Raw genomic sequence first — 19,906 nt, forward strand, 5'->3', positions numbered from 1 at the left:
GCCTGCCGTTGGTGTGCTCGTGGCTCAACTGGGGCGGGGCAGCTCCTTGGCGATGAACAGTCCTTGGACCGTCACGCACGCGCGGCCGCCGGCCTCGATGGATCCCTCGGTACGGATCTTCCTGCCGTCCACGGAGAGCTGCCGGCCGGTGACGGTGAGCGGCTCGAACAGCGGGGTGGGACGCAGGTAGCGCAGGGTGAGTTCGGCGGTCATCCCGGACAGGCCGGCCCAGTGGTTGGCCACGCCGAGGGTGTGGTCGAGCAGCAGCGCCGACACACCGCCGTGCGCGCAGCGCGGCGGGCCCTGGTAGGCAAGGCCGAGACTGACGGTGCCCTGGACGGAGCCGTCGTCCTGACCGATGAGCTTCAGCGGCGGAGCGATCGCGTTCTCCGGTCCGGTGACGGGGTCGTGCCGGGTGATGCCGGTGCCCTGCCACATGGTGACGAGGCGCTCCTCCAGGCCGGGGGCCCGTTCCGTCAACTGATCGGCGAGGGAGTCGAGTTGCTTGGTCACGTCCGTCATGTCGACGTCCGTGTCGTCGCCCGCCCGGAGCAGGGCTTCGACGAGTCTGCGGGCGGCGACGGTCGCCGCGTCGACACCTTCGTCGTGGGCGGTGGCGACCAGGGCGTCCGGCCGTGGGACGGGCTCGGTGGGTACGGGGACGGGGTGGCGGTCGGCGGTCATGCGGTGATCCTCGCGGTCGCGTGGGTGAGGACGGGGGCGTCGTCGCGCTCCGGGCAGGTGGTGTGCAGCAGGAGCCGGTCGTCCTCGCGCCAGACGGCGGTGCGCAGGCTCTCGCCGGGGTAGAGGACTCCCGCGAACCGTACGGACAGGCCGGTCAGCCTGCTGGCGTCGCCGTCGAGCAGGCCCCCGACGAGGGCCTTGGCGACCAGACCGTACGAGGCGAGGCCGTGCAGGACGGGCCGCTCGAATCCGGCGGACCGGGCGAACCCGGGGTCGGCGTGCAGGGGGTTGAGGTCGCCGTTGAGCCGGTAGAGCAGGGCCTGTTGGGGGGTGGTGGGGGTGTCGAGCACGGCGTCGGGGGCGCGGTCGGGTGCGTTCCACTCGGTCCGCGGGGCGGGCTCCGAGCCGAAGCCGCCCGCACCGTGGGCCCAGATCCGCATCCGGCTCGTCCACAGCGGCTCGCCGTCCGGGCCGGTGGCCGCGGACTCCCGCACGATGACGGCCGCCTTGCCCTTGTCCCACAGTTCGACGACGCGGGAGGCGAGGGTGGCCGTGCCGGAGGCGGGAAGCGGACGGTGGATCCGCAGTTCCTGGCCGGCGTGGAGGATGCGGCGCAAGTCGAGCTCGATGCCGGGGAGTTCGAAGGACGGGTCCGGGGCGCTGCCCGATGAGACACCCGTACCCGCGACCATCGCGAAGGTGGGCAGCACGGTCAGGCCGCGCTCGCAGGACTCGTAGGTCAGGCCGAGCTCCGGTCCCACGGTGGCGTCGGCGCCCGCGCCGAGGCTGAGGTGGTAGAGGAGCACGTCCCGGGTGGTCCAGGAGATCTCCTCGATGGTGGGAGGTGCGCCGAGCGCCTTGTCACGGTCGATCGTCATGCGCGGCCCTTCCCCTCGGACGTCCTGGCGGCGGGTACGGGTGCGGGGTCGCGCGGCAGGCCCAGGATGCGCTCCGCGATGATGTTCAGCTGTACCTCGGTGGTGCCTCCCGCGATGGACATGCAGCGGGAGTTCAGGAACCACCAGGTCGGGTCCTGCCGGGGGCCCTCGCCGGAGAGGGCGGCGTCGCCGAGCCAGTCCATGGCGGTCTCCCACACCTGCTGGAGGTGTTCCACTCCGGCCAGTTTGGCGATGCTCGCCTCGGCGCCGGGCTGCTGTCCGGAGACCGTGCGCAGGGTGGCGCGCAGGCCGAGGAGGCCGCCGGCCTGGGCGTCGCAGAGGATGGCGCCGAGAGTGGTGAGCCGTTCGTCGTCCATGTCCGCGGGTGCGGTCTCGGCGAGTTCGAGGAGGGCCTCGCCGCCGGAGCCGAGCGAGGAGTCGTGGGAAAGGGCGACGCGTTCGTTGGCGAGGGTGGTGCGGCTGAGCCGCCAGCCGTCGCCGGGCGCCCCGACCAGCAGCTCGTCGGGGACGAACACGTCGTCGAGGAACACCTCGTTGAACTCGGCCTCGCCGGTGATCTGCCGCAGCGGCCGGATGTCGATGCCCGCGCTGTCCATGTCGAGCAGGAAGTACGACACCCCCTTGTGCTTGGGGGCGTCGGGGTCGGTGCGGGCGAGCAGGATGCCCCAGTCGGCTTCGTGGGCCCCGGAGGTCCACACCTTCTGCCCGGTGATCCGCCAGCCGCCGTCGACCTTGACCGCGCGGGTGGACAGGCCGGCCAGGTCGGACCCGGCCCCGGGCTCGCTGAACAGCTGGCACCACTGGATCTCGCCGCGCAGGCTGGGCCGCAGGAACCGCTCGCGCTGCGCGTCGTCGCCGTGGGCCACGAGGGTGGGCACCACCCAGCCGCCGATGATCATGTCGACGGGCTTGAGGCCCGCGGCGCGCAGCTCCTCGGTGATGACGAGCTGGGTGACGGCGTCGGCGCCCTTGCCCCAGGGGGCGGGCAGATGCGGAGCGGTGTAGCCGCGGTCGGCGAGGAAGACGGGACGCTCGGCCTCGGTGCGGGCGGCGGCCTCGGCGAGTTCGGCGCGGATCTCCTCGCGCACGGCGGTTGCCGAGGGCGGGAGTTCGACGCCGAGCCGGCGGCGGGATCCGTCGAGCGTGAGCCGGGCGACGCGGCGTCGCCACCGCGCGGCGGACCCGAGCGCGATGCGCAGGGTCTGGGCGCGCCGAAGGTAGAGGTGGGCGTCGTGCTCCCAGGTGAAGCCGATGCCGCCGAGCACCTGGATGCAGTCCTTGGCGGCGGCGAAGCCCGCGTCGACGGCGGTGGCCGCGGCGACGGCTGCGGCGAGCGAGGCCTCGCGGGGGTCGTCGACGGCGCCGGGGTCGGCGGCGCGGGCCGCGTCCCAGGCGCAGGCGCGGGCCTGTTCGGCCTGCGCGAGCATCCGCGCGCAGCGGTGCTTGACGCCCTGGAACTGTCCGATGGGGCGGCCGAACTGCTCGCGCACGCGGGCGTGGTCGGCGGCGGTGGTGACGGCCCAGTCGGCGATGCCTGAGGCCTCCGCCGCGAACAGGGTGGCGGCGAGGTCGAGCGGCAGCCGCGGGTCGACGGTCAGGATGTCGGAGGCCGGTACCGTCACCGCCTGAGCGCGCACCAGGGACGAGCGGCGGGTCAGGTCGTGGCTGCGCTGGTGGGTGGTCTCCACCGAGACGCGCGGCACCACGACCCACGCGGTGGTGTCACCGTCGGCTGCGGGCAGGACGAAGAGGTCGGCGGGGTGGCCGCCGATGACCGGGCCGCACTCCCCGGACAGTTCGGCGGTGCCGTCGGCGCGGCGGGTCAGGGTGAGGGTGCCGGGGCGCAGGGCGGCGGCGCCGAGGACGGTGCCGTCGGCGAGGCCCGGCAGGTGGGCGGGGTGCGCGGCCCGGTGCAGGATCGCCGCGGCGAGGGTGGTCGGCAGGAAGGGCCCGGGTGCGGCGGCGCGCCCCAACTCCTCGACGACAACGGCCAGTTCCACGATGCCGTAGCCCGCTCCCCCGGCCTCCTCGGGAAGGTGCAGGCCGAGCAGGCCCTGCTCGGCGAGGGCCCGCCAGTAGGGCGGGAGGGTCGTGTCGTCCTCGGCGTCGACCGCCTTGCGCAGGACGTCCGCGGTGATGTGCCGGCCGGTGAAGGCACGTACGGAGTCCCGCAGGTCGCGGTGCTCCGAGGTAAGGCCGATGGTCATGGTGTGTCAGATCCGTTCGATGATGGTCGCCGTCGAGTGCGCCCCGCCGGCGCACATGGTGATCAGTGCGGTGGACTTGTCGGCGCGCTCCATCTCGTACAGCGCCTGGGTGATCAGCCGAGCCCCTGTGGAGCCCACCGCGTGGCCGAGTGCGATGGCGCCGCCGTTCACGTTCACCTTGTCCATGTCGGCCTTGTGGACCTGCGCCCACGACAACACCACGGAAGCGAACGCCTCGTTGATCTCGACGAGGTCGATGTCGTCCAGGGTCATCCCCGCCTTGTCCAGGACCTGGCGGGTCGCCTCGACGGGTCCGTCGAGGTGGTAGTACGGGTCGGAGCCGACCATGGTGGAGGCGACGATCCGGGCGCGGCCGCGCAGGCCCAGGCGCTCGGCGCGCTCCTTGGCCATCAGCAGGACGGCGGCCGCGCCGTCGCTGATCTGGGAGGAGTTGCCCGCGGTGTGGATACCGTCGGGAACGACCGGCTTGAGCGCGGCGAGAGCTTCGGCGGTGGTGTCCCGCAGCCCCTGGTCCCGGGAGACGACGGCGCGTTCACCGGTGGGGCCCTCCGGACCCATCACCGGGGCGTCGATGTCGAGGACCTGCCCCGCGAAACGGCCCTCGGCCCAGGCGCGGGCGGCCTTCTGCTGGGAGGCGAGCCCGAGGGCGTCGGCGTCGGCGCGGGTGATGCCGCGCTTGCGCGCGATCCGCTCGGCGGCGGTGAACTGGTCGGGCATGTCCAGCGACCAGTCGTCGGGGACGGGGGCGCCGGTTCCGGGGGTCTGCGCCTGGCCTAGGAAGACCCGGCTCATCGACTCCACGCCGCAGCCGATGCCGACGTCGATGGTGCCCGCGGCGATCAGCCCGTGGATCAGGTGCACGGCCTGCTGGGAGGAGCCGCAGGCACAGTCGATGGAGGTGCAGGCGGTGGAGTGCGGAAGGCCGCTGTGCAGCCAGGCGGTGCGGGTCACGTTGTTGGACTGCTCGCCGGCCTGGGTGACGCAGCCTCCGACGACCTGCTCGACCACGTCGGGCGCGAGGCCCGCCTTCGCCAACAGGCCCTGCTGCGCCCGGCCGAGCAGCTCGGCCGGGTGCAGCCCTGACAGGACTCCGCGTCGCCGGCCGACCGGTGTGCGCGCGGCTTCGACTATGACGGCCTCGGCCATGGTTCTCCGTAGGGGTGAGGCGGCCCGTGCGGGCCGGGACGGTGTGGTCGCTTGCACCCCCATAACTAGAATTCATTCTGAAAGAAGGCAAGAGGCCGTCCCACTCAGTGGAGAACAGCGGGGCGAGCGGGGACGGCTCAGACCCGGTCAGGGCCGCGCAGCACCGCTTCGGCGCCCCCGTCGACGTACAACACCTGCCCGGTGACATGGGAGTTCTCGGCGCTGGTCAGCCAGCGCAGGGCCCGCGCGATCACCTCGGGCTCCGCGTGGCCGTTCAGCGGCATCGGCACGGCCTGCGCGACGATCCTGCGCTGCTCCTCGGTCACGGCGCTGGCCGCGTGCATCGGGGTGAGCACGACTCCGGGGGCGACGGCGTTCAGCGGGATCCCCGCACCCGCCCACGCGTCGGTGACGCTCGTACGACGGACCCAGCGGGCCAGGGCCGCCTTCGACGCGGGGTAGAGGGCGCCGCCCTCCCCCGCGTCCGCGAGCGCGGCGGCCGCGGCGAGCGCCCCGGGTTCGTCCCCGGCGAGGCAGGCCGCGACGACGTCCCTCGCGCCTGGCCTGGTCCCGACGATGGATCCGACGCACGCGGCGCGGGGCGCCTCGGCGCGGGCCAGGGCGGGCCTGAGCCCTTGGAGCAGTTCGGTGACGCCGAAGTAGTTGACCGCGATGACGGCGGGCACACGGGCCGAGATCCCGGCGCAGGCGATCACCGCGTCGAGGACTCCCCCGCTGCGCTCCAGGATGGCTCGGACGGCGTCCTGCCGCCCTTCGGCGGTGCCGAGGTCGGCACAGACGTCGGCGTCCTTCAGGTCGACGCCGATCACGTCGTCCCCTTGGGTGCGCAGCATCCCGGCGAGGGCCTGACCGATACCGGAGGCCGCCCCGGTCACAACTATCTTTCGTCGTACGGGTGTTGAAGCCATGAGAACGCCACCCTTCCGTCAGATGTGGGAGCCGCCGTCGGCCCGGATCTCCGCACCGGTGAGATAACCGGCGTCCGGGGAGGCGGCGAAGGCGATGACACCCGCGATCTGTTCCGGGCCGCCCGCCCCGAACGGCGCGCGGATGCGCTGGTAGTAGCTGGTGTCGAGATCGGGCGGCAGCATGTCGGGCCGGGCGGCCAGGGGCGTGCGGACGGTGCCGGGCGAGACCGGCACGACCCGGATGCGGCGGTGTGCCACCTCGGCCGCCAGGGACAGCGAGAACGCCAGCACCGCGCCCTTGGTGGCGGAGTAGGCGCTCATGAACGGATTGCCGTGGGTCGCGGACGACGAGGCCACGTTGACGATGACACCGCTGCCGTCGGGCAGGTGACGCAGCGCCTCCCGGCAGAAGACCGCCGTGCCGACGACATTGATGTCGAACAGGTGCCGCAGGTCGTCGACGGTGAGCCGGTCGATCGGCGTGGTGCGGTGCACGCCCGCCACGTTGACCAGGACGTCGATGCCGCCCAACGCGTCGGCGGCGCGGGCCACGGCGGCCGCGACGGCGCTCTCGTCGGACACGTCGGCGACGTGGGTGTGAATGCGCCCCGGACTGCCGGGCGGGAGCCGCCCGGCGGTCTCCCGCAGGCCGTCGGCGGACAGGTCGACGGCGAGGACGGCGGCGCCTTCCGAGGCGAGCCGCAGCGCGGCGGCGCGGCCGATGCCGGAGGCGGCGCCGGTGAGGAGGACGGAGGTGTTCTCGAAACGGTTCATGAGATGCCCTTCCCGGCGGCGGTCAACCCCGCCCGGCGGCCGAAGAACGTGCCGTCGCCCAGCGAGGTACCGCTGACGTAGCCGCCCCCGTGGATGCCGGACGCGGCGCGGCCCGCCGCGAACAGGCCGGGGACGGGCGCGCCCGAGACATCGAGCACGGCACCGTCGACGGTGGTGTGCAGCCCGCCCAGCGTGAAGCCCGCCGCACCGGGACCGGCTCCCGCGCTCGCCCGCCCTCCTCCGCCGTGGAAGCCGAGGCGCGGGTCGAGGGCGGCGAACGGCGCCTTGAGGGGCCGCAGCCACCGGGCGTTCTTGTGGAAGTAGGGGTCCTCACCGTGCTCGGCGTGCCGGTTGTAGGTGCCGACGGCCGTCTCCAACGCCCCCTCGGGCATGCCGAGTTCACGCTCCAGGACGGCCAGGCCGTCGTCGGCGTGCCGGGGCAGCACACCCCAGCGTTCCGCCTCCGGGACGGCCTCGTAGCCCTCCTGATCGACGATCACCCAGTACGGGCCCGGCTGGGTCAGTACCGCCGCCGTGCTGAACAGGCCCGGGTAGACGTCCTCGTTGATGAAGCGCTGTCCGTGGGCGTTGACCAGCATGCCGCGCACGGCCAGGGCGGGCAGCGCGGTCATGGCGATCTCGACCGCGGACATCCGCCGGGTGGCCGCGCCGAGAGCGCAGGCCATCCGGATGCCGCTGCCGTCGTCAAGGCCGTCGCTGACCTTGCCCAGGCCGAGCAGGGCGGGGGCGTGGTCGGCGAGCATGTCTTCGTTGTCGACGAATCCGCCGGTGGTCAGGATGACACCACGTCGGGCCCGAAACGCCAGGTCCTGCCCGTACCGGCGGGCGGTGACACCGACGACCCGGCCGTCGTCCTCCGTGATGAGCGCACCGGCGAGGGTGTCGGCGCGAACGGCGGCACCGGCCTCGCGGGCGGCGGCGACGAGCTTCTCCATCAGCAGGCCGCCGCCGAAGTGGCCGACGGCGGGGCGGTGTCCGCGCGGCACGGGGCGGGCGAGGGTGTCGTAGGGCCAGGCGTTCTCGCCCAGCCACATCAGGCCGTCGTTCGACGGAGGCATCCAACTCGGTTTCTCCCACAGGGAGTTCTCGAAGGGGACGCCCCGGTCGACGAACCACTGGAAGTGCTCGGTGCTGCCGTCGCAGTAGACACGCAGCTTCTCCTCGTCGGCGTGCGGTCCGAGGGCGGCCGACAAGTAGGCGAACATGTCGTCGGCCGTGTCCTCGAAACCGCAGGCCTTCTGTACGGGGGTGCCGCCGCCGAGGTACAGCTCACCGCCCGACAGCGCCGAGGAGCCGCCCGGTCCTCCGGCGCGCTCCAGGACCAGGACGTCGGCGCCGGCCGACGCCGACTCGAAGGCGGCCGAGGCGCCCGCGCATCCGAACCCCACGACGAGGACGTCGACTTCGGCTTCGTAGTGCGTGACGGACGAGGCACGGACAGGAGTGACGACCGGTCGCGCCGGGGTCATCCGTCCGCCTTCGGCGGCGAGAACGCCGCGAGCGGCTCGGAGCCCGACCAGTCGTGGCCCCAGTAGCTGTCCGCGGTGATCTCCTCGGCGGTGTAGTGGGTCTCGTCGACGAGCAGTCCTTCGGTGCCGTACTCCAGGTCCCAACCGCCGGGCGCCCGTACGTAGAAGGACACCATCTTGTCGTTGGTGTGCCGGCCGAGCGTGGAGGACAGCGGGAAGCCGAGGCGGCCGACGTTGTCGAGGGCGCGGCCCACCGCGTCCAGGGTGTCGACCTCGACCATGAGGTGGACCAGGCCGGGGGCCTCTCCGTGCGGCGCCGGGCACAGGGCCAGGCTGTGGTGGCGCTGGTTGACACCCATGAAGCGCACACGGCGCGGCGGCGCGTCCGGGGCCTGGACGCTCAGCTTGACCGCGCCGCGCGGCAGGAAGCCGAGGACCTCGGTGTAGAAGGCGACCGTCTCGTCCATGTGCGTGGTGGGCAGGACGACGTGGCCCATGCCCTGGGCACCGGTGACGAAGCGCTGGCCGTGGCCGGTGAGGACGGGGCTGTGGTCGAGGACGGGCCCGAAGAACACCTCGACGCGTACCCCCGCCGGGTCCTCGAAGGCGATGGCCTGCTCGACGGCGAGGGCCTCGGCCTCCTGCCAAGTGAGTTCCTTGACCGGGGTGCCGGACGCCTCGACGGCGCGGGCCACCTCGGCCAGCGCGAACTGGTCGCGCACCTCCCAGCCGATCGCCTCGGCACGGTCGGTGTCACCGGGGAGGACGACGAGCCGGGCTTTGCGCTCGTCCATCCTGAGGTAGAGGCCGTCCGGGTCGGGCCCGGATCCCTCGGCGAACCCGAGGGCTTCCGCGGTGAGTTCGCGCCAACGGGCGACGTCCCGGGTACGGACCCGGAGGTAGCCGAGTCCTTTGATGTGTGTCATGTATTTTCTCCAACCGCTTCCTGCCTGGAATGCACTGAGGAGGTCCCGCCGGGGTCAGATCATCGAGCGCATGGGCCCCTGCGGGGGCTCCACGCCGATCTGGGTCAGCGCCGCGACATGGAAGACCGCTCCCGTCACATGGATGGCGTGGGCGAGGCCGGTGTGGGCGTCGCGCCAGAAACGCTGGATGGGGTTGCTCATCCGCATGGCGTTGCCGCCGGAGCGGGCGACGATCTCGTCGACGGCGCGGACGGCCCGCCAGGCGGCCCGCGCCTGGGTGCGGCGGCCCACGGCCCGCCGGTCGAAACTGATCGGCTCACCGGCCGCCACCATGTCGTGCAGGACGCTGATGTTGTCCAGCAGGGCGGCGCGAGAGGCGGCGATCTCAGCGGCGGCCTCGCTGACCGCGTACAGGACGTACGGGTCGTCGCGGACGGCGGTGCCGGTGATCTGGACGCGGTCGCGCTGGTAGGCGAGGTGGTGGGCGAGGGCGCCCTCGCAGATGCCGATGACGGAGGCCGTGATGCCGAGCGGGAAGGCCGCCGAGAACGGCAGCCGGTACATCGGGTTGGTCAGTCCCGCCTCCTCGGCGAGGCTGCCGTCGACGACCTTGGCGTAGTCGACGACCCGGTGGTCGGGCACGAAGGCGTCCTTGACGACGACGTCCTTGCTGCCAGTGCCGCGCAGGCCGACCACGTCCCAGGAGTCGTCGACGATCTCGTAGTCCGCGCGCGGCAGGATCACGTGCACGGAAGCAGGCGGGTTCAGCCGCTCGCCCTTCTCGTCGGCGAGGAAGGCGCCGAGGAAGATCCAGTCGCAGTGGTCGGTGCCGGAGGAGAACTGCCAGTGACCGTTGAAGACGTAACCGCCGTCGACGGGACGCAGCAGGCCCATCGGCGCGTACGGGGAGGCGATCCACGTGTCGGGGTCCTCGCCCCACACCTCCTCCTGCACCCGCGGGTCGGCCATCGCCATCTCCCACGGGTGGACGCCGACGACGCCGGTCACCCAGCCGGTGGAGCCGTCGCAAGCGGCGATCTCCATGACGGTCTCGGCGAACTCCCTTGGATGCAGCTCGAGTCCGCCGTACTTCTTCGGCTGGAGCATGCGGATCGCCCCGGTCTCCCGGAGCACCTTGGCCGTCTGGTCGTCGAGACGGCCGAGCGACTCGTTCGCGGGCCCCAGGGCGCGGATCTCCTCCGCGCGTTCGACGACGGCGTCGAGTACCGGATTGGGCATGGGTGCGCTCACTTCCCCGCGGGCGTCGGCCCGGTCGTGTCCTTGGCCGCGCCGGCCCGCTGCTGCTTCGCGAGCCCTACGGCGATCTCGATGAGTTGGTCCTCCTGGCCGCCGACGAGCTTGCGTCGCCCGGCCTCGAGGAGGAGTTCGGTGCCGGAGACGCCGTACTTGGCGGCCTGCCGGCCGGCGTGCGCGAGGAAGCTGGAGTAGACGCCCGCGTAGCCCATGGTCAGCGACATCCGGTCGAGCAGCCGGTCGCCGCCCATGACGGGCAGGACGACGTCCTCGGCGGCATCGATGATCTTCGGGGTGTCGATGCCGGTACGGATGCCGAGCTTCTCGGCGACGGCCGCGAACGCCTCGACGGGGGTGTTGCCCGCCCCCGCGCCGAACCGGCGGACGGAGCCGTCGATCTGAAGGGCGCCCGCCAGCACGGCGGACACCGAGTTGGCGACGCCGAGCCCGAGGTTCTCGTGGCCGTGGAAGCCGACCTGGGCGTCGTCGCCGAGTTCGGCGACGAGCGCGGCGACGCGGTCACCGACGCCGTCGAGGATCAGGGCGCCGGCCGAGTCCACGACGTACACGCACTGGCAGCCCGCGTCGGCCATGATGCGGGCCTGCCGGGCCAGGGCCTCGGGCGGGCTGCTGTGCGCCATCATCAGGAACCCGACGGTCTCCAGGCCGAGTTCGCGGGCCAGGCCGAAGTGCTGGGCGGCGATGTCGGCCTCGGTGCAGTGGGTGGCGATGCGGCAGATCGCGGCGCCGTTGTCGGCGGCCTCGCGGATGTCGTCCTGGATGCCGAGTCCCGGCAGCATCAGGAATGCGATCCTGGCCTGCGTCACCGTGGCGACGGCCGTCTTGATGAGTTCCTGCTCCGGGGTGTGGCTGAAACCGTAGTTGAACGAGGATCCACCGAGGCCGTCGCCGTGGGCGACCTCGATGACGGGGACCCCGGCGTCGTCGAGGGCGGCGACGACCGACCGCACCTCCTCCACCGTGAATCGGTGCTGCTTGGCGTGCGAACCGTCCCGTAGCGAGGAGTCGGTGACGCGGATGTCGAGGTCTGCGCTGAAGGGCATGACTGATGGACTCCTTGAGGTTCAGGAAGCGATGCGCTGGGCGAAGCCCTCGCCGACCTTGGTCGCGGCGGCGGTCATGATGTCGAGGTTCCCGGAGTAAGGCGGCAGGAAGTCGCCCGCGCCCTCGACCTCCAGGAAGATCGCGACCCGGGCGGGGCCACCAGTGACCGGGTCCGGGTCGTCGAACTGCGGCTCGGCGCGCAGCCGGTAGCCGGGCACGTACGCGGCGACCTGGCGGGCCACCTCGTGGACGGACGCGGTGATCGCCGCGCGGTCCGCGTCCTCGGGGACGGCGCAGAAGACGGTGTCCTGCATCAGCATCGGCGGTTCGGCCGGGTTGAGGATGATGATGGCCTTGCCGCGGGCGGCGCCGCCGATGGTCTCGATGCCCCGGCTGGTGGCGAGGGTGAACTCGTCGATGTTGGCGCGGGTTCCGGGTCCTGCCGAGGGCGAGGCGACGCTCGCCACGATCTCCGCGTACGCGACCTCGGTGACCCGGGAGACGGCGTGCACCATCGGGATGGTGGCCTGCCCGCCGCAGGTGATCAGGCTGACGTTGGGGGCGTCCAGGTGGGCGCCGAGGTTGACGGCGGGGACGACGGCGGGGCCGAGCGCGGCGGGGGTCAGGTCGATGGCCTGGATGCCGAGTTCGGCGTACTTGGGGGCGTTCGCCCGGTGCACGGCGGCCGAGGTCGCCTCGAAGACGAGGTCGGGCCGCTCGTCCTGGGCGAGCAGTGTGTCGACGCCGTCGGCGCTCGCCACCAGGCCTTCGTCGGCGGCCCGCTTGAGCCCCGGGCTCTGTGCGTCGATGCCGATCATCCAGCGTGGCTCGATCGTCTCGGACCGGAGCAGTTTGTACATGAGGTCGGTTCCGATGTTTCCGGAGCCGACGATGGCGGCGGTCGCCTTGGTCACGGTTCGAACCTCATCCGTCGTAGGTGATCCTGATGTGCTCGCTGCGCGGCAGTGCCTGGCAGGCCAGGACGTAGCCGTCGGCCACGTCGCGCTCTTCGAGCACCTCGTTGCGTTCCATCGCCACCTCTCCCTCGACGAGCAGGCAGGTGCAGGCGCTGCAATTGCCCTCCCGGCAGGAGTACGGGGCTTCGAGACCGGCGGCGAGGAGTACGTCGAGGAGCTTGCGGTTGCCGGGCCACGGCAGCGTCGTGGTCTCTCCGTCGAGGGTTGCTTCGACCTCGCCGGCCGGCGCCGAGCCGTCGTCCTCGTCCGGTGCGGCGAACGGGTCCCCGGTCAGCGAGGTGAACCGCTCGACCCGCACCCGGTCCGCGGGCACACCCATGGCCGTAAGGGTGGTGGTGGCCAGCTCCATGAAGGGGCCGGGGCCGCACACGAACGTCCGCCGCCCGGCGCAGGGCCGGACGAGGGCGCGCAGGGCGGGCCCGGTGGGCAGGCCCTGCACCGACTCCAGCCAGTGCACCACGGTCAGCCGGTGGCCGAACTCCTCGGCGAGCGCGATGAGTTCGCTCCGGAAGATGACCGAGTGCTCGTCGCGGTTGGCGTAGACGAGGGTGACGGATCCGGTGCCCGCGTGCAGGCAGGACTTCAGGATCGACATCACCGGAGTGATGCCGCTGCCCGCCGCGAGGAGGAGGACGTCCTCGTCGAGTGTGTCGGGGGTGAACGTGCCTGCGGGGCGCAGGACTTCGAGCGTGTCACCCTCGACGACGTGGTCGCAGATCCAGTTGGAGCCGTAGCCGTTCGCCGTGCGCTTCACGGTGATCTTCAGCTTGTCGTCGCGATGCGGGGAGCTGCACAGCGAGTAGCAGCGGGCGGCTCCCCCGGCGCGTTCCGTGGGTACGCGGACGGTGAGGAACTGGCCCGGCCGGTAGCCGAGCCGCTCCTTCGGGACGTCGACCGGTTCGAGCACCAGCGAGTGGGCGTCGGCGGTCTCGCGGACCACTTCGACGACACGGACCGTGAGTCGGGACCCGCCGCCTGCCTCGCTCACCGGGCACCCGCGTGCCGGGCCGCGATGTAGCCGAAGACGATGGACGGGCCGATGGTGGCTCCGGGGCCCGCGTACTCGTTGGCCATGACGGACGCCGAGGTGTTGCCGGTCGCGTAGAGGCCGTCGATGGCGTCGCCGCCCTCGCGCAGCACCCGGCCGTGCTCGTCGCAGACCAGACCGCCCTTGGTGCCGAGGTCGCCGACGTCGAGGCGCACGGCGTAGAAGGGGGCCTTGTCGATGACGTCGAGGTTGGGGTTGGGCAGTGTGGGGTCGCCGTAGTAGCGGTCGTACGCGCTGTCGCCGCGGCCGAAGTCGGCGTCCTTGCCGGTTCGGGCGAAGCCGTTGAACCGCTCGACGGTCGCGGTCAGTTCACCCTCCGGCACGTCGATGGCACGGGCCAACTCGGCGATGGTGCCTGCCTGGTGGATGATTCCGGCGTCGTAGAAGCCTCGGGGGAAGGGCATCCCGGGCAGCACCTGGGCGAACGGGTAGCGGGCGCGGGCCTTGGTGTCCATCACGAACCAGGCCGGGACGTGCTTGCCGGCGAGCTGGTCGTGGACGAAGTTCGTGTACGGCGAGGACTCGTTGGTGAATCGCCTGCCCTGCGAGGAGACGATCACGGACGGCGGGATGCAGCGCTCGGAGACGAGGGGGATCGTGACGCCCTTGGAGTGGCGCACGGACGGCATCCACCAGGCGTCGTCCATGAAGTCCACCGCCGCGCCGAGTCCGAGGCCGGCGAGGATCCCGTCGCCGACGTTCTCCTGCGCGCCCGCGCTGTAGTCCTGGATTCCGCCGTCCGGCAGGTACTGGGCGCGCATCCGCTCGTTGTGGTCGAAGCCCCCGGCGGCGAGCAGCACACCGCGCCGGGCCCCGATGCGTACGGTCTCGCCGTCGCGCTCGGCGACGATGCCGGTGACCCGGCCGCTGTCGTCGGTGACGAGCGAGGTCATCGGGGTGCCCAGCCACAGCGGGACGCCCGCGTCCTTGAGCGCCATGCGCATCCGGGCCACCAGGGCGCGCCCGCCGGTGGACATGTGGCGGCGCCGGACCACGTTGGAGGAGACCCGCCAGGCGGCCACGACGGAGGCCCAGCGGCCGCGCCAGGTCCGCTTCACCATGGCCAGGTCGTGGTAGTCCTTGCCGGTGACCCACAGGCCGAGGGGACCCTTGAGGCTGTTGGGCCGCTGGTACTTCTCGTCCTCGCCGAGCTTGCGGGTGTCGAACGGGACCGCCTCGATCGACCGGCCCTCGGGGCGTCCGCCCTCGTACTCGGGGTGGTAGTCGGAGTAGCCCTTGGTCCAGGTGAAGCGCATCCACTTGCTGCGGCACAGCAGTTCCATGGCGGCGGGGCCCTGGTCGACGTAGGCGTCGAGGCGGGCGGCCGGGACCCGGCCCTCGGTGAGCAGGTCGAGGTAGCGGCGGATCGAATCCCGGCTGTCGTCGTGCCCCTTGGCGCGCAGGACCGGGTTGTTGGGGATCCAGATGCCACCGCCGGAGATGCCGGTGGTGCCGCCGTACATGGAGCCCTTCTCGACCACGACCGTCGACAGTCCGGCGTCGGCGGCGGTCAGCGCGGCGGTCATGCCACCGCCGCCGCTGCCGACGACGACGAAGTCGAACTCGTGGTCCCAGGCGGGGCCGGAAGCAGGTGTGGCAGCGGGGGTGGCAGCGGGGTCCGGGGCGGCGGCGGTCATGCCGACTCCTTGCGGGTCAGGAAGGCCAGTACTGCGCTCTCCCAGGCCGCCTTCTGCTCGATCATCACCCAGTGACCGCAGTCGGGGAACACGTGCAGTTCGACGTCGGGAATGGTGCGCATCGGCACGATGGACATGTCGACGGGGCTCACGCGGTCGTCGCGGCCCCAGGTGATCAGGGTCTTCGCCTTGAGCCGGTGCAGCATCGCCCAGTACGGGGCCTGGCCGGAGGCGGCTGCGGAGGCCGTTCGGGCGGCGAGGGCCGAACCGCCGTACATCGCCCGCGCGTTGGCGAGGGCCTGGGGGTCGATGGCCAACTGCCAGCGATCCTCGATGAGTTCGTCGGTGACGAGGCTCTGGTCGTGCACCATGGAGCGCAGCCAGCGGACCAGTCCCTCACGGGTGGGGTGGTCGGTGAACTCGGTCAGGAGCCTGATGCCCTCGCCCGGGCCGGGGCTGAACAGGTTGCGGCCGATGCCGCCGATCGTCACGAGCCTGCGGACCCGCTCGGGGTGGCGCAGCGCGAACTGGGTGCCGACGATGCCGCCCATGGAGTTGCCGATGACGTCGACCTGGTCCAGGTCGAGGGCGTCCAGGAAACGGCCGAGGGTGTCCGGCGCGGTGACCATGGGGTGCCCGTCGACGGGGTCGCTGACACCGAACCCGGGCATCTCCAGGACAAGGCAGCGGAAGTGCTCGGCGAACGTGGCGAGGTTGCCGCGGAAGTTGCGCCAGCCGGTGACCCCGGGGCCCGAACCGTGCAGCATCACGAGAGGCGGCCCGTCACCGGCCTCGTGATACCTCAATACGCCGTGGTCGGTGGTGAGTTCACGCGCGGTGGACTCGTGGCTCAGCTCCGTCATCGTTCCCGCCTTCGCCGTCCTGTGGTCAACGCCGGGAACGTAACCGGGCCCGATCGGCAGGGCGGCGGGAGTCCCGATCAGCGGGACGTGCGGACGGCGGCCGCCGGGCCACGCCCCGGGGCACGGCCGCCCCGGGGCGGTTTCCACTCATCGGGAGGACCGTTCCGCACCGTCCGGAACGGCCTTAGCGTCGGCCTCCGCTCGCCCACCGCGCACGCCACCCGTGCCGTCCCCCTTGAGGTGAACACGATGAGAACGCAGTCGCCCGCCACACCCGAGACGCTCGACAGCGCGGCCCCCACGCCGACCGGCATGCGCCGGGCCATGGGGGCGTTCGCGACCGGGGTGACCGTGGTGACCGGCCTTGACACCGAGGGGGATCCAGTCGGTTTCGCCTGCCAGTCCTTCGCGTCCGTCTCGCTCGATCCACCCCTGATCCTCTTCTGCGCCGACCACCGCGGGCGGGCCTGGCCGCGCATCAGGGACACGGGCCGGTTCTGCGTCAACGTCCTGGCCGAGGAGCAGGCCGGCCTGTGCGAGCGCTTCGGATCCAGCCGGGGCGCGAAGTACGAGGGGCTCGGCTGGGACCTCTCGCCCTGGGACACACCGTCGCTGCGCGGCGTGCTGATGCGCGTGCACGCGGAGGTGCACGACGTGCATGCGGCCGGCGACCACGACGTGGTGATCGGCCGCGTCCTCGGACTTGAGGCGGAGAGCGAGCAGCGGCCGATGCTCTTCTTCCGCGGGCGCTTCGGCGTCGACACCGCACCGGCCGCACTGCCCACCGCCCCGGCGGGCCTCTTCACCTGGGGCGAGGGCGACCTCTGGGGCTGACGGGGAGGACAAGGCCGACGGACTCACGGACGGGCGGCCGGAAGGTCAGAGCCAGCCGCCGTCCTGTCCGGCCGCCAGCAGCCGGTCCATGGCCTGCGGCGACCACGTCTCCGCCGCCTCCGCGGCATCGGGCCAGGCCGCTCCTGCCCGGCCCGTGCTGCCCGGGCAGGGGAACAGTTCCCGCGAGACCTGCCTGGCGGCGTCCACCACCAGCGGCGCGACCTTCTCCAGCGGGGTACGCGCCTGGCCGGCGAGCGAGATCGCGGCCAGCGGCCCCTCCGGCCCCCGCACGGCCGCCGCCACGCAGGCGATGCCGGGGAAGAACTCGCCGTGCTCGAAGGCCAGTCCGCGGCGCTGCCTGATCCGGTGCAGCTCCTGATGGAGCGTGGGCAGGTCGGCGATGGTGCGGTGGGTGAGCTTGCCCAGCTGGTCGGCCAGCCTGGACTCGACGTCCTCCGGTTCCAGCCAGGCCAGCATCGCCTTGCCGAGCGCCGTGGCGGCCGCGGGCGCGCGGCCGCCGACCCACGAGGGGACGGAGGCGGCGAAGCGACCGCCCGCCTTGTCGAGGTAGAGCACCTGCCCTTCGTCGAGCACGGCGAGATGGACGACCAGACCGGTGCGGATCTGGAGGTGGTGCAGCCGCCCCGCGGCCGCGGCGCGGATCTCGGTGTGGGCGCCGTCGCCGCCGCCGAGTCCGAGAGCCCGGCGGCCGAGGCCGTACCCGAAGGGGGTGTGCTCCAGCCAGCGCAGCCGCACCAGCTGTTCGAGGATGCGGTGGGCCGTGGAGCGCGGCAGGCGGGTGCAGCGCGCCACGTCCTCCAGGGACAGTCTCGTGGTGCGTCCGGTGAACGCGTCCATGATCAGCGTCATCCGCTCGACCATCGACGGCGGAAGCTCCTTGCGAGCGGGCGTGTCCACAGCAGCCACGTCATTGACAACCGTCATGGGCCCTCCTCCTGCCTTTCTGAAATGAATTCTACTTTTGGAAGCTAGCAGCGCACGTCGGCGGGAGGAAGAGGCGTGCACGGGATTCCGCCCGCCGGATGCCCCTCTTCCGCAGGTCTCCCGATCAGCTCTTCCGCAGGCCTCCCGATCAGCGGGATCGCCCGGCGCCCGCTCCCTGCTCCTGCGCTACGAATCGCCTGGACAGCACGCACGCCGCTGAAGGTACGAGGAGAGACTCCATGCGCATCGGGATCACATCGCCCGTGGTGGTGCAGCTGCCGGGCGCCGCCTCCCCCTGGGAGGCGGACGCCGGCATCGACGAGCTGAGCCTGATCGCGCGCACCGCCGACCGGCTCGGCTTCCACCACCTCACGTGCAGCGAGCACGTGGCGGTCCCGGTCGACGTCGCCCGGGAACGCGGAGGAACCTACTGGGACCCGGTGGCCACGCTCGGGCACCTGTCCGCGCAGACCAGCCGCATCCGGCTGGTCACCCAGGTGCTCGTCCTCGGGTACCACCACCCGCTCCAGATCGCCAAGCGCTACGGCACCCTGGACCGGCTCAGCCAGGGCCGCGTCACGCTCGGGCTCGGCGTCGGCAGCCTCGCCGAGGAATTCGAACTGCTCGGCGCCGAGTTCGCCGGCCGGGGCGCACGCGCCGACGACGCCCTGCGGGCCCTGCGCGCCGCCCTGTCCCGGCGGGTGCCGGAGTACCGGGGAGAGCACTACTCCTTCCAGGACTTCGTCGTCGAACCGCACGCCGTCCAGGACCGCGTCCCGCTGTGGGTCGGGGGCCGGACCCCGCGCTCGCTGCGCCGGGCCGTCTCGCTGGCGGACGGCTGGGTGCCGTTCGGCCTCGCGCCCGACCGGCTGCGCGCGATGCTCGCCGGGACCGATCTGCCGGACGGCTTCGAGGTCGTCCTCTCGCCCGGCCGCCCTCTGGATCCGACCGGGGCGCCGAAGGACACGGTCGCCGCCCTGTCCCGGCTCCGCGACGCGGGGGCCACGCTGCTGTCCGCCTCCGTCTCGGCGCGGTCAGCGGAGCACTACTGCGAGCAGCTGGACGCCCTGCACTCCCTGTCCCGCGACCTCTGACGCCCCCCCCTCAACACGACGGAAGGGAAAGACCGTTGAGCGACACCGAGCAGCCCCAGTTCCTCCCGGACGTGGACATCCTTCAGGCCCTCGCCGACAGCCAGGAGGCCCTGTCCCGCATGGAGCGGCGACTGTCCCGGCTCGAGGACGAGGCCGCCGTCACGTCCCTGATCCTCTCCTACGGCCCGCTGGTCGACAGCGGACAGGCCGAGGCCGTGGCCGCGCTGTGGGAGGAGGACGGCGTCTACGACGTCGACGAGCTGCTGATGACCGGTCGTACGGAGATCGAGGCCATGGTCCGCTCCCCCAACCACCAGCGGTGGATCGGGCAGGGCTGCGCCCATGTCGTGGGCGCGCCGCGGGTGCGCGTGCGCGACGACGAGGCCGACGCGGTCTGCTACACCACGATGATCGTCCGAGATCCCGACTCGGGCGCGTTCGCCCTGCGCCGGGCCACGGCGAACCACTGGCGGCTGCGCCGGGGCCCCGACGGCTGGCGCGTGACCGTCCGTACGAACCGGGTCCTGGACGGCCGGACGGAGTCCCCGCAACTGCTCGCCTCCGGGGTGGTGGACGGGACATGACCGCGGACACGGTGCGGCAGGGTGTCGACGACCACCGGCTCATCGCCGAGGCTCTCGCGCGGCTCGCATCGGCGCTCGACACGCGGGACTGGGCGGGTGTCGCCGCCGCCTTCACCGCGGACGCGACCGGCTACGGCGCCACCGGCGTGCGGAGCATCCTCACCGTCGTCCGGAACCATCTCGGCGGTTGCGGCCCCACCCAGCACCTCCTCGGCAACCACCGGGTCACCGTCGACGGGGACCGCGCCCGGTCCCTGACGTACGCCCGTGTGTACCACCAGGGCGCGGGCCCGTGGGCGGGCCGCTTCTTCGAGTGCTGCGGCGAGTACGACGACCGCTGGGTGCGCTCGGAAGGTCAATGGCTGCTGTGCGCCCGGACGTTCAGCATGACGATCCAGCTCGGTGACTTCGGCGTGCTGCGTCCGCCGGACGGTCAGGAGACGTAGGCGACCGCCCGTCGGGCCCGTGACGTCCGGCCGCCCCTCGATGAGGCGGCCGGACGTCACGGGCCGTCGGCGCCGGCGCTCGG

Annotated in this window: 19 protein-coding genes; 4 read left to right on the top strand and 15 right to left on the bottom strand. The window is 72.4% G+C overall.

Features of this window, described 5'->3' with window-relative positions; translation table 11 throughout:
• Nucleotides 1-24: 24 nt before the first annotated feature.
• From ACNYS0_RS07095 to ACNYS0_RS07160, 14 genes are all read right to left on the bottom strand, one after another.
• Nucleotides 25-684 carry a PaaI family thioesterase gene (locus ACNYS0_RS07095; RefSeq protein WP_422471820.1) on the bottom strand — a complete coding sequence of 220 codons (660 nt, stop codon included), beginning with the start codon at nt 682-684 and terminating at the stop codon, nt 25-27.
• On the bottom strand, nt 681-1,562 hold the full coding sequence (locus tag ACNYS0_RS07100; RefSeq protein WP_422471821.1) for a MaoC/PaaZ C-terminal domain-containing protein: 882 nt from the start codon (nt 1,560-1,562) through the stop codon (nt 681-683). The genes ACNYS0_RS07095 and ACNYS0_RS07100 overlap by 4 nt, the downstream gene beginning before the upstream one ends.
• Complete coding sequence (locus ACNYS0_RS07105) at nt 1,559-3,790, bottom strand: acyl-CoA dehydrogenase family protein (RefSeq protein WP_422471822.1); 2,232 nt, start codon at nt 3,788-3,790, stop codon at nt 1,559-1,561. Before ACNYS0_RS07105 ends, ACNYS0_RS07100 begins: the two co-directional genes overlap by 4 nt.
• Nucleotides 3,791-3,796: 6 nt before the next feature.
• Complete coding sequence (locus ACNYS0_RS07110) at nt 3,797-4,957, bottom strand: steroid 3-ketoacyl-CoA thiolase (RefSeq protein ID WP_422471823.1); 1,161 nt, start codon at nt 4,955-4,957, stop codon at nt 3,797-3,799.
• A gap of 137 nt (nt 4,958-5,094) precedes the next feature.
• Nucleotides 5,095-5,886, bottom strand: a complete 792-nt coding sequence (locus ACNYS0_RS07115; RefSeq protein ID WP_422471824.1) for an SDR family oxidoreductase — start codon at nt 5,884-5,886, stop codon at nt 5,095-5,097.
• 18 nt (nt 5,887-5,904) lie between these two features.
• Nucleotides 5,905-6,660, bottom strand: coding sequence for an SDR family NAD(P)-dependent oxidoreductase (locus tag ACNYS0_RS07120; RefSeq protein WP_422471825.1), 756 nt, complete (start codon nt 6,658-6,660; stop codon nt 5,905-5,907).
• Complete coding sequence (locus ACNYS0_RS07125) at nt 6,657-8,150, bottom strand: FAD-dependent oxidoreductase (protein WP_422471826.1); 1,494 nt, start codon at nt 8,148-8,150, stop codon at nt 6,657-6,659. Before ACNYS0_RS07125 ends, ACNYS0_RS07120 begins: the two co-directional genes overlap by 4 nt.
• Nucleotides 8,147-9,076 carry a VOC family protein gene (locus ACNYS0_RS07130; protein WP_422471827.1) on the bottom strand — a complete coding sequence of 310 codons (930 nt, stop codon included), beginning with the start codon at nt 9,074-9,076 and terminating at the stop codon, nt 8,147-8,149. The genes ACNYS0_RS07125 and ACNYS0_RS07130 overlap by 4 nt, the downstream gene beginning before the upstream one ends.
• A 54-nt stretch (nt 9,077-9,130) precedes the next feature.
• On the bottom strand, nt 9,131-10,315 hold the full coding sequence (locus ACNYS0_RS07135) for an acyl-CoA dehydrogenase family protein (protein WP_422471828.1): 1,185 nt from the start codon (nt 10,313-10,315) through the stop codon (nt 9,131-9,133).
• An 8-nt stretch (nt 10,316-10,323) separates the two neighbouring features.
• A complete protein-coding gene (gene dmpG / locus ACNYS0_RS07140) occupies nt 10,324-11,394 on the bottom strand; it encodes a 4-hydroxy-2-oxovalerate aldolase (RefSeq protein WP_422471829.1) in 1,071 nt (356 codons plus the stop codon).
• A 21-nt stretch (nt 11,395-11,415) separates the two neighbouring features.
• Nucleotides 11,416-12,309, bottom strand: coding sequence for an acetaldehyde dehydrogenase (acetylating) (locus tag ACNYS0_RS07145; protein WP_422471830.1), 894 nt, complete (start codon nt 12,307-12,309; stop codon nt 11,416-11,418).
• A 10-nt stretch (nt 12,310-12,319) separates the two neighbouring features.
• Entirely contained in the window at nt 12,320-13,360 is a 1,041-nt protein-coding gene (locus ACNYS0_RS07150) for a 2Fe-2S iron-sulfur cluster-binding protein (protein ID WP_422471831.1), read from the bottom strand.
• Nucleotides 13,357-15,057 carry an FAD-binding protein gene (locus ACNYS0_RS07155; protein WP_422471832.1) on the bottom strand — a complete coding sequence of 567 codons (1,701 nt, stop codon included), beginning with the start codon at nt 15,055-15,057 and terminating at the stop codon, nt 13,357-13,359. Before ACNYS0_RS07155 ends, ACNYS0_RS07150 begins: the two co-directional genes overlap by 4 nt.
• On the bottom strand, nt 15,054-15,920 hold the full coding sequence (locus tag ACNYS0_RS07160; protein WP_422471833.1) for an alpha/beta fold hydrolase: 867 nt from the start codon (nt 15,918-15,920) through the stop codon (nt 15,054-15,056). The genes ACNYS0_RS07155 and ACNYS0_RS07160 overlap by 4 nt, the downstream gene beginning before the upstream one ends.
• Before the next feature lie 249 nt (nt 15,921-16,169).
• On the opposite strand from ACNYS0_RS07160, the gene ACNYS0_RS07165 reads away from it, so the two are divergent.
• Nucleotides 16,170-16,754 (top strand): flavin reductase family protein, encoded by a 585-nt coding sequence (locus ACNYS0_RS07165; RefSeq protein ID WP_422471834.1) that lies wholly within the window; start codon nt 16,170-16,172, stop codon nt 16,752-16,754.
• Between the two features lie 45 nt (nt 16,755-16,799).
• Here ACNYS0_RS07165 and ACNYS0_RS07170 read toward each other — a convergent pair whose 3' ends face one another.
• On the bottom strand, nt 16,800-17,699 hold the full coding sequence (locus tag ACNYS0_RS07170; protein ID WP_422471835.1) for an IclR family transcriptional regulator: 900 nt from the start codon (nt 17,697-17,699) through the stop codon (nt 16,800-16,802).
• Nucleotides 17,700-17,938: 239 nt separating this feature from the next.
• Between ACNYS0_RS07170 and ACNYS0_RS07175 the strand changes: the two genes are divergently transcribed.
• From ACNYS0_RS07175 to ACNYS0_RS07185, 3 genes are read left to right on the top strand one after another with little or no spacing between them, the layout of a single operon-like run.
• Nucleotides 17,939-18,793 (top strand): LLM class F420-dependent oxidoreductase, encoded by an 855-nt coding sequence (locus ACNYS0_RS07175; protein WP_422471836.1) that lies wholly within the window; start codon nt 17,939-17,941, stop codon nt 18,791-18,793.
• Nucleotides 18,794-18,828: 35 nt separating this feature from the next.
• The gene (locus ACNYS0_RS07180; protein WP_422471837.1) at nt 18,829-19,377 is read left to right on the top strand and encodes a nuclear transport factor 2 family protein; all 549 of its coding nucleotides are present in this window, start codon (nt 18,829-18,831) and stop codon (nt 19,375-19,377) included.
• Nucleotides 19,374-19,823, top strand: coding sequence for a nuclear transport factor 2 family protein (locus ACNYS0_RS07185; protein WP_422471838.1), 450 nt, complete (start codon nt 19,374-19,376; stop codon nt 19,821-19,823). Before ACNYS0_RS07180 ends, ACNYS0_RS07185 begins: the two co-directional genes overlap by 4 nt.
• Nucleotides 19,824-19,906: the final 83 nt, after the last annotated feature.

The sequence above is a fragment of the Streptomyces anthophorae genome (assembly GCF_049310305.1).
Lineage (GTDB): Bacteria > Actinomycetota > Actinomycetes > Streptomycetales > Streptomycetaceae > Streptomyces.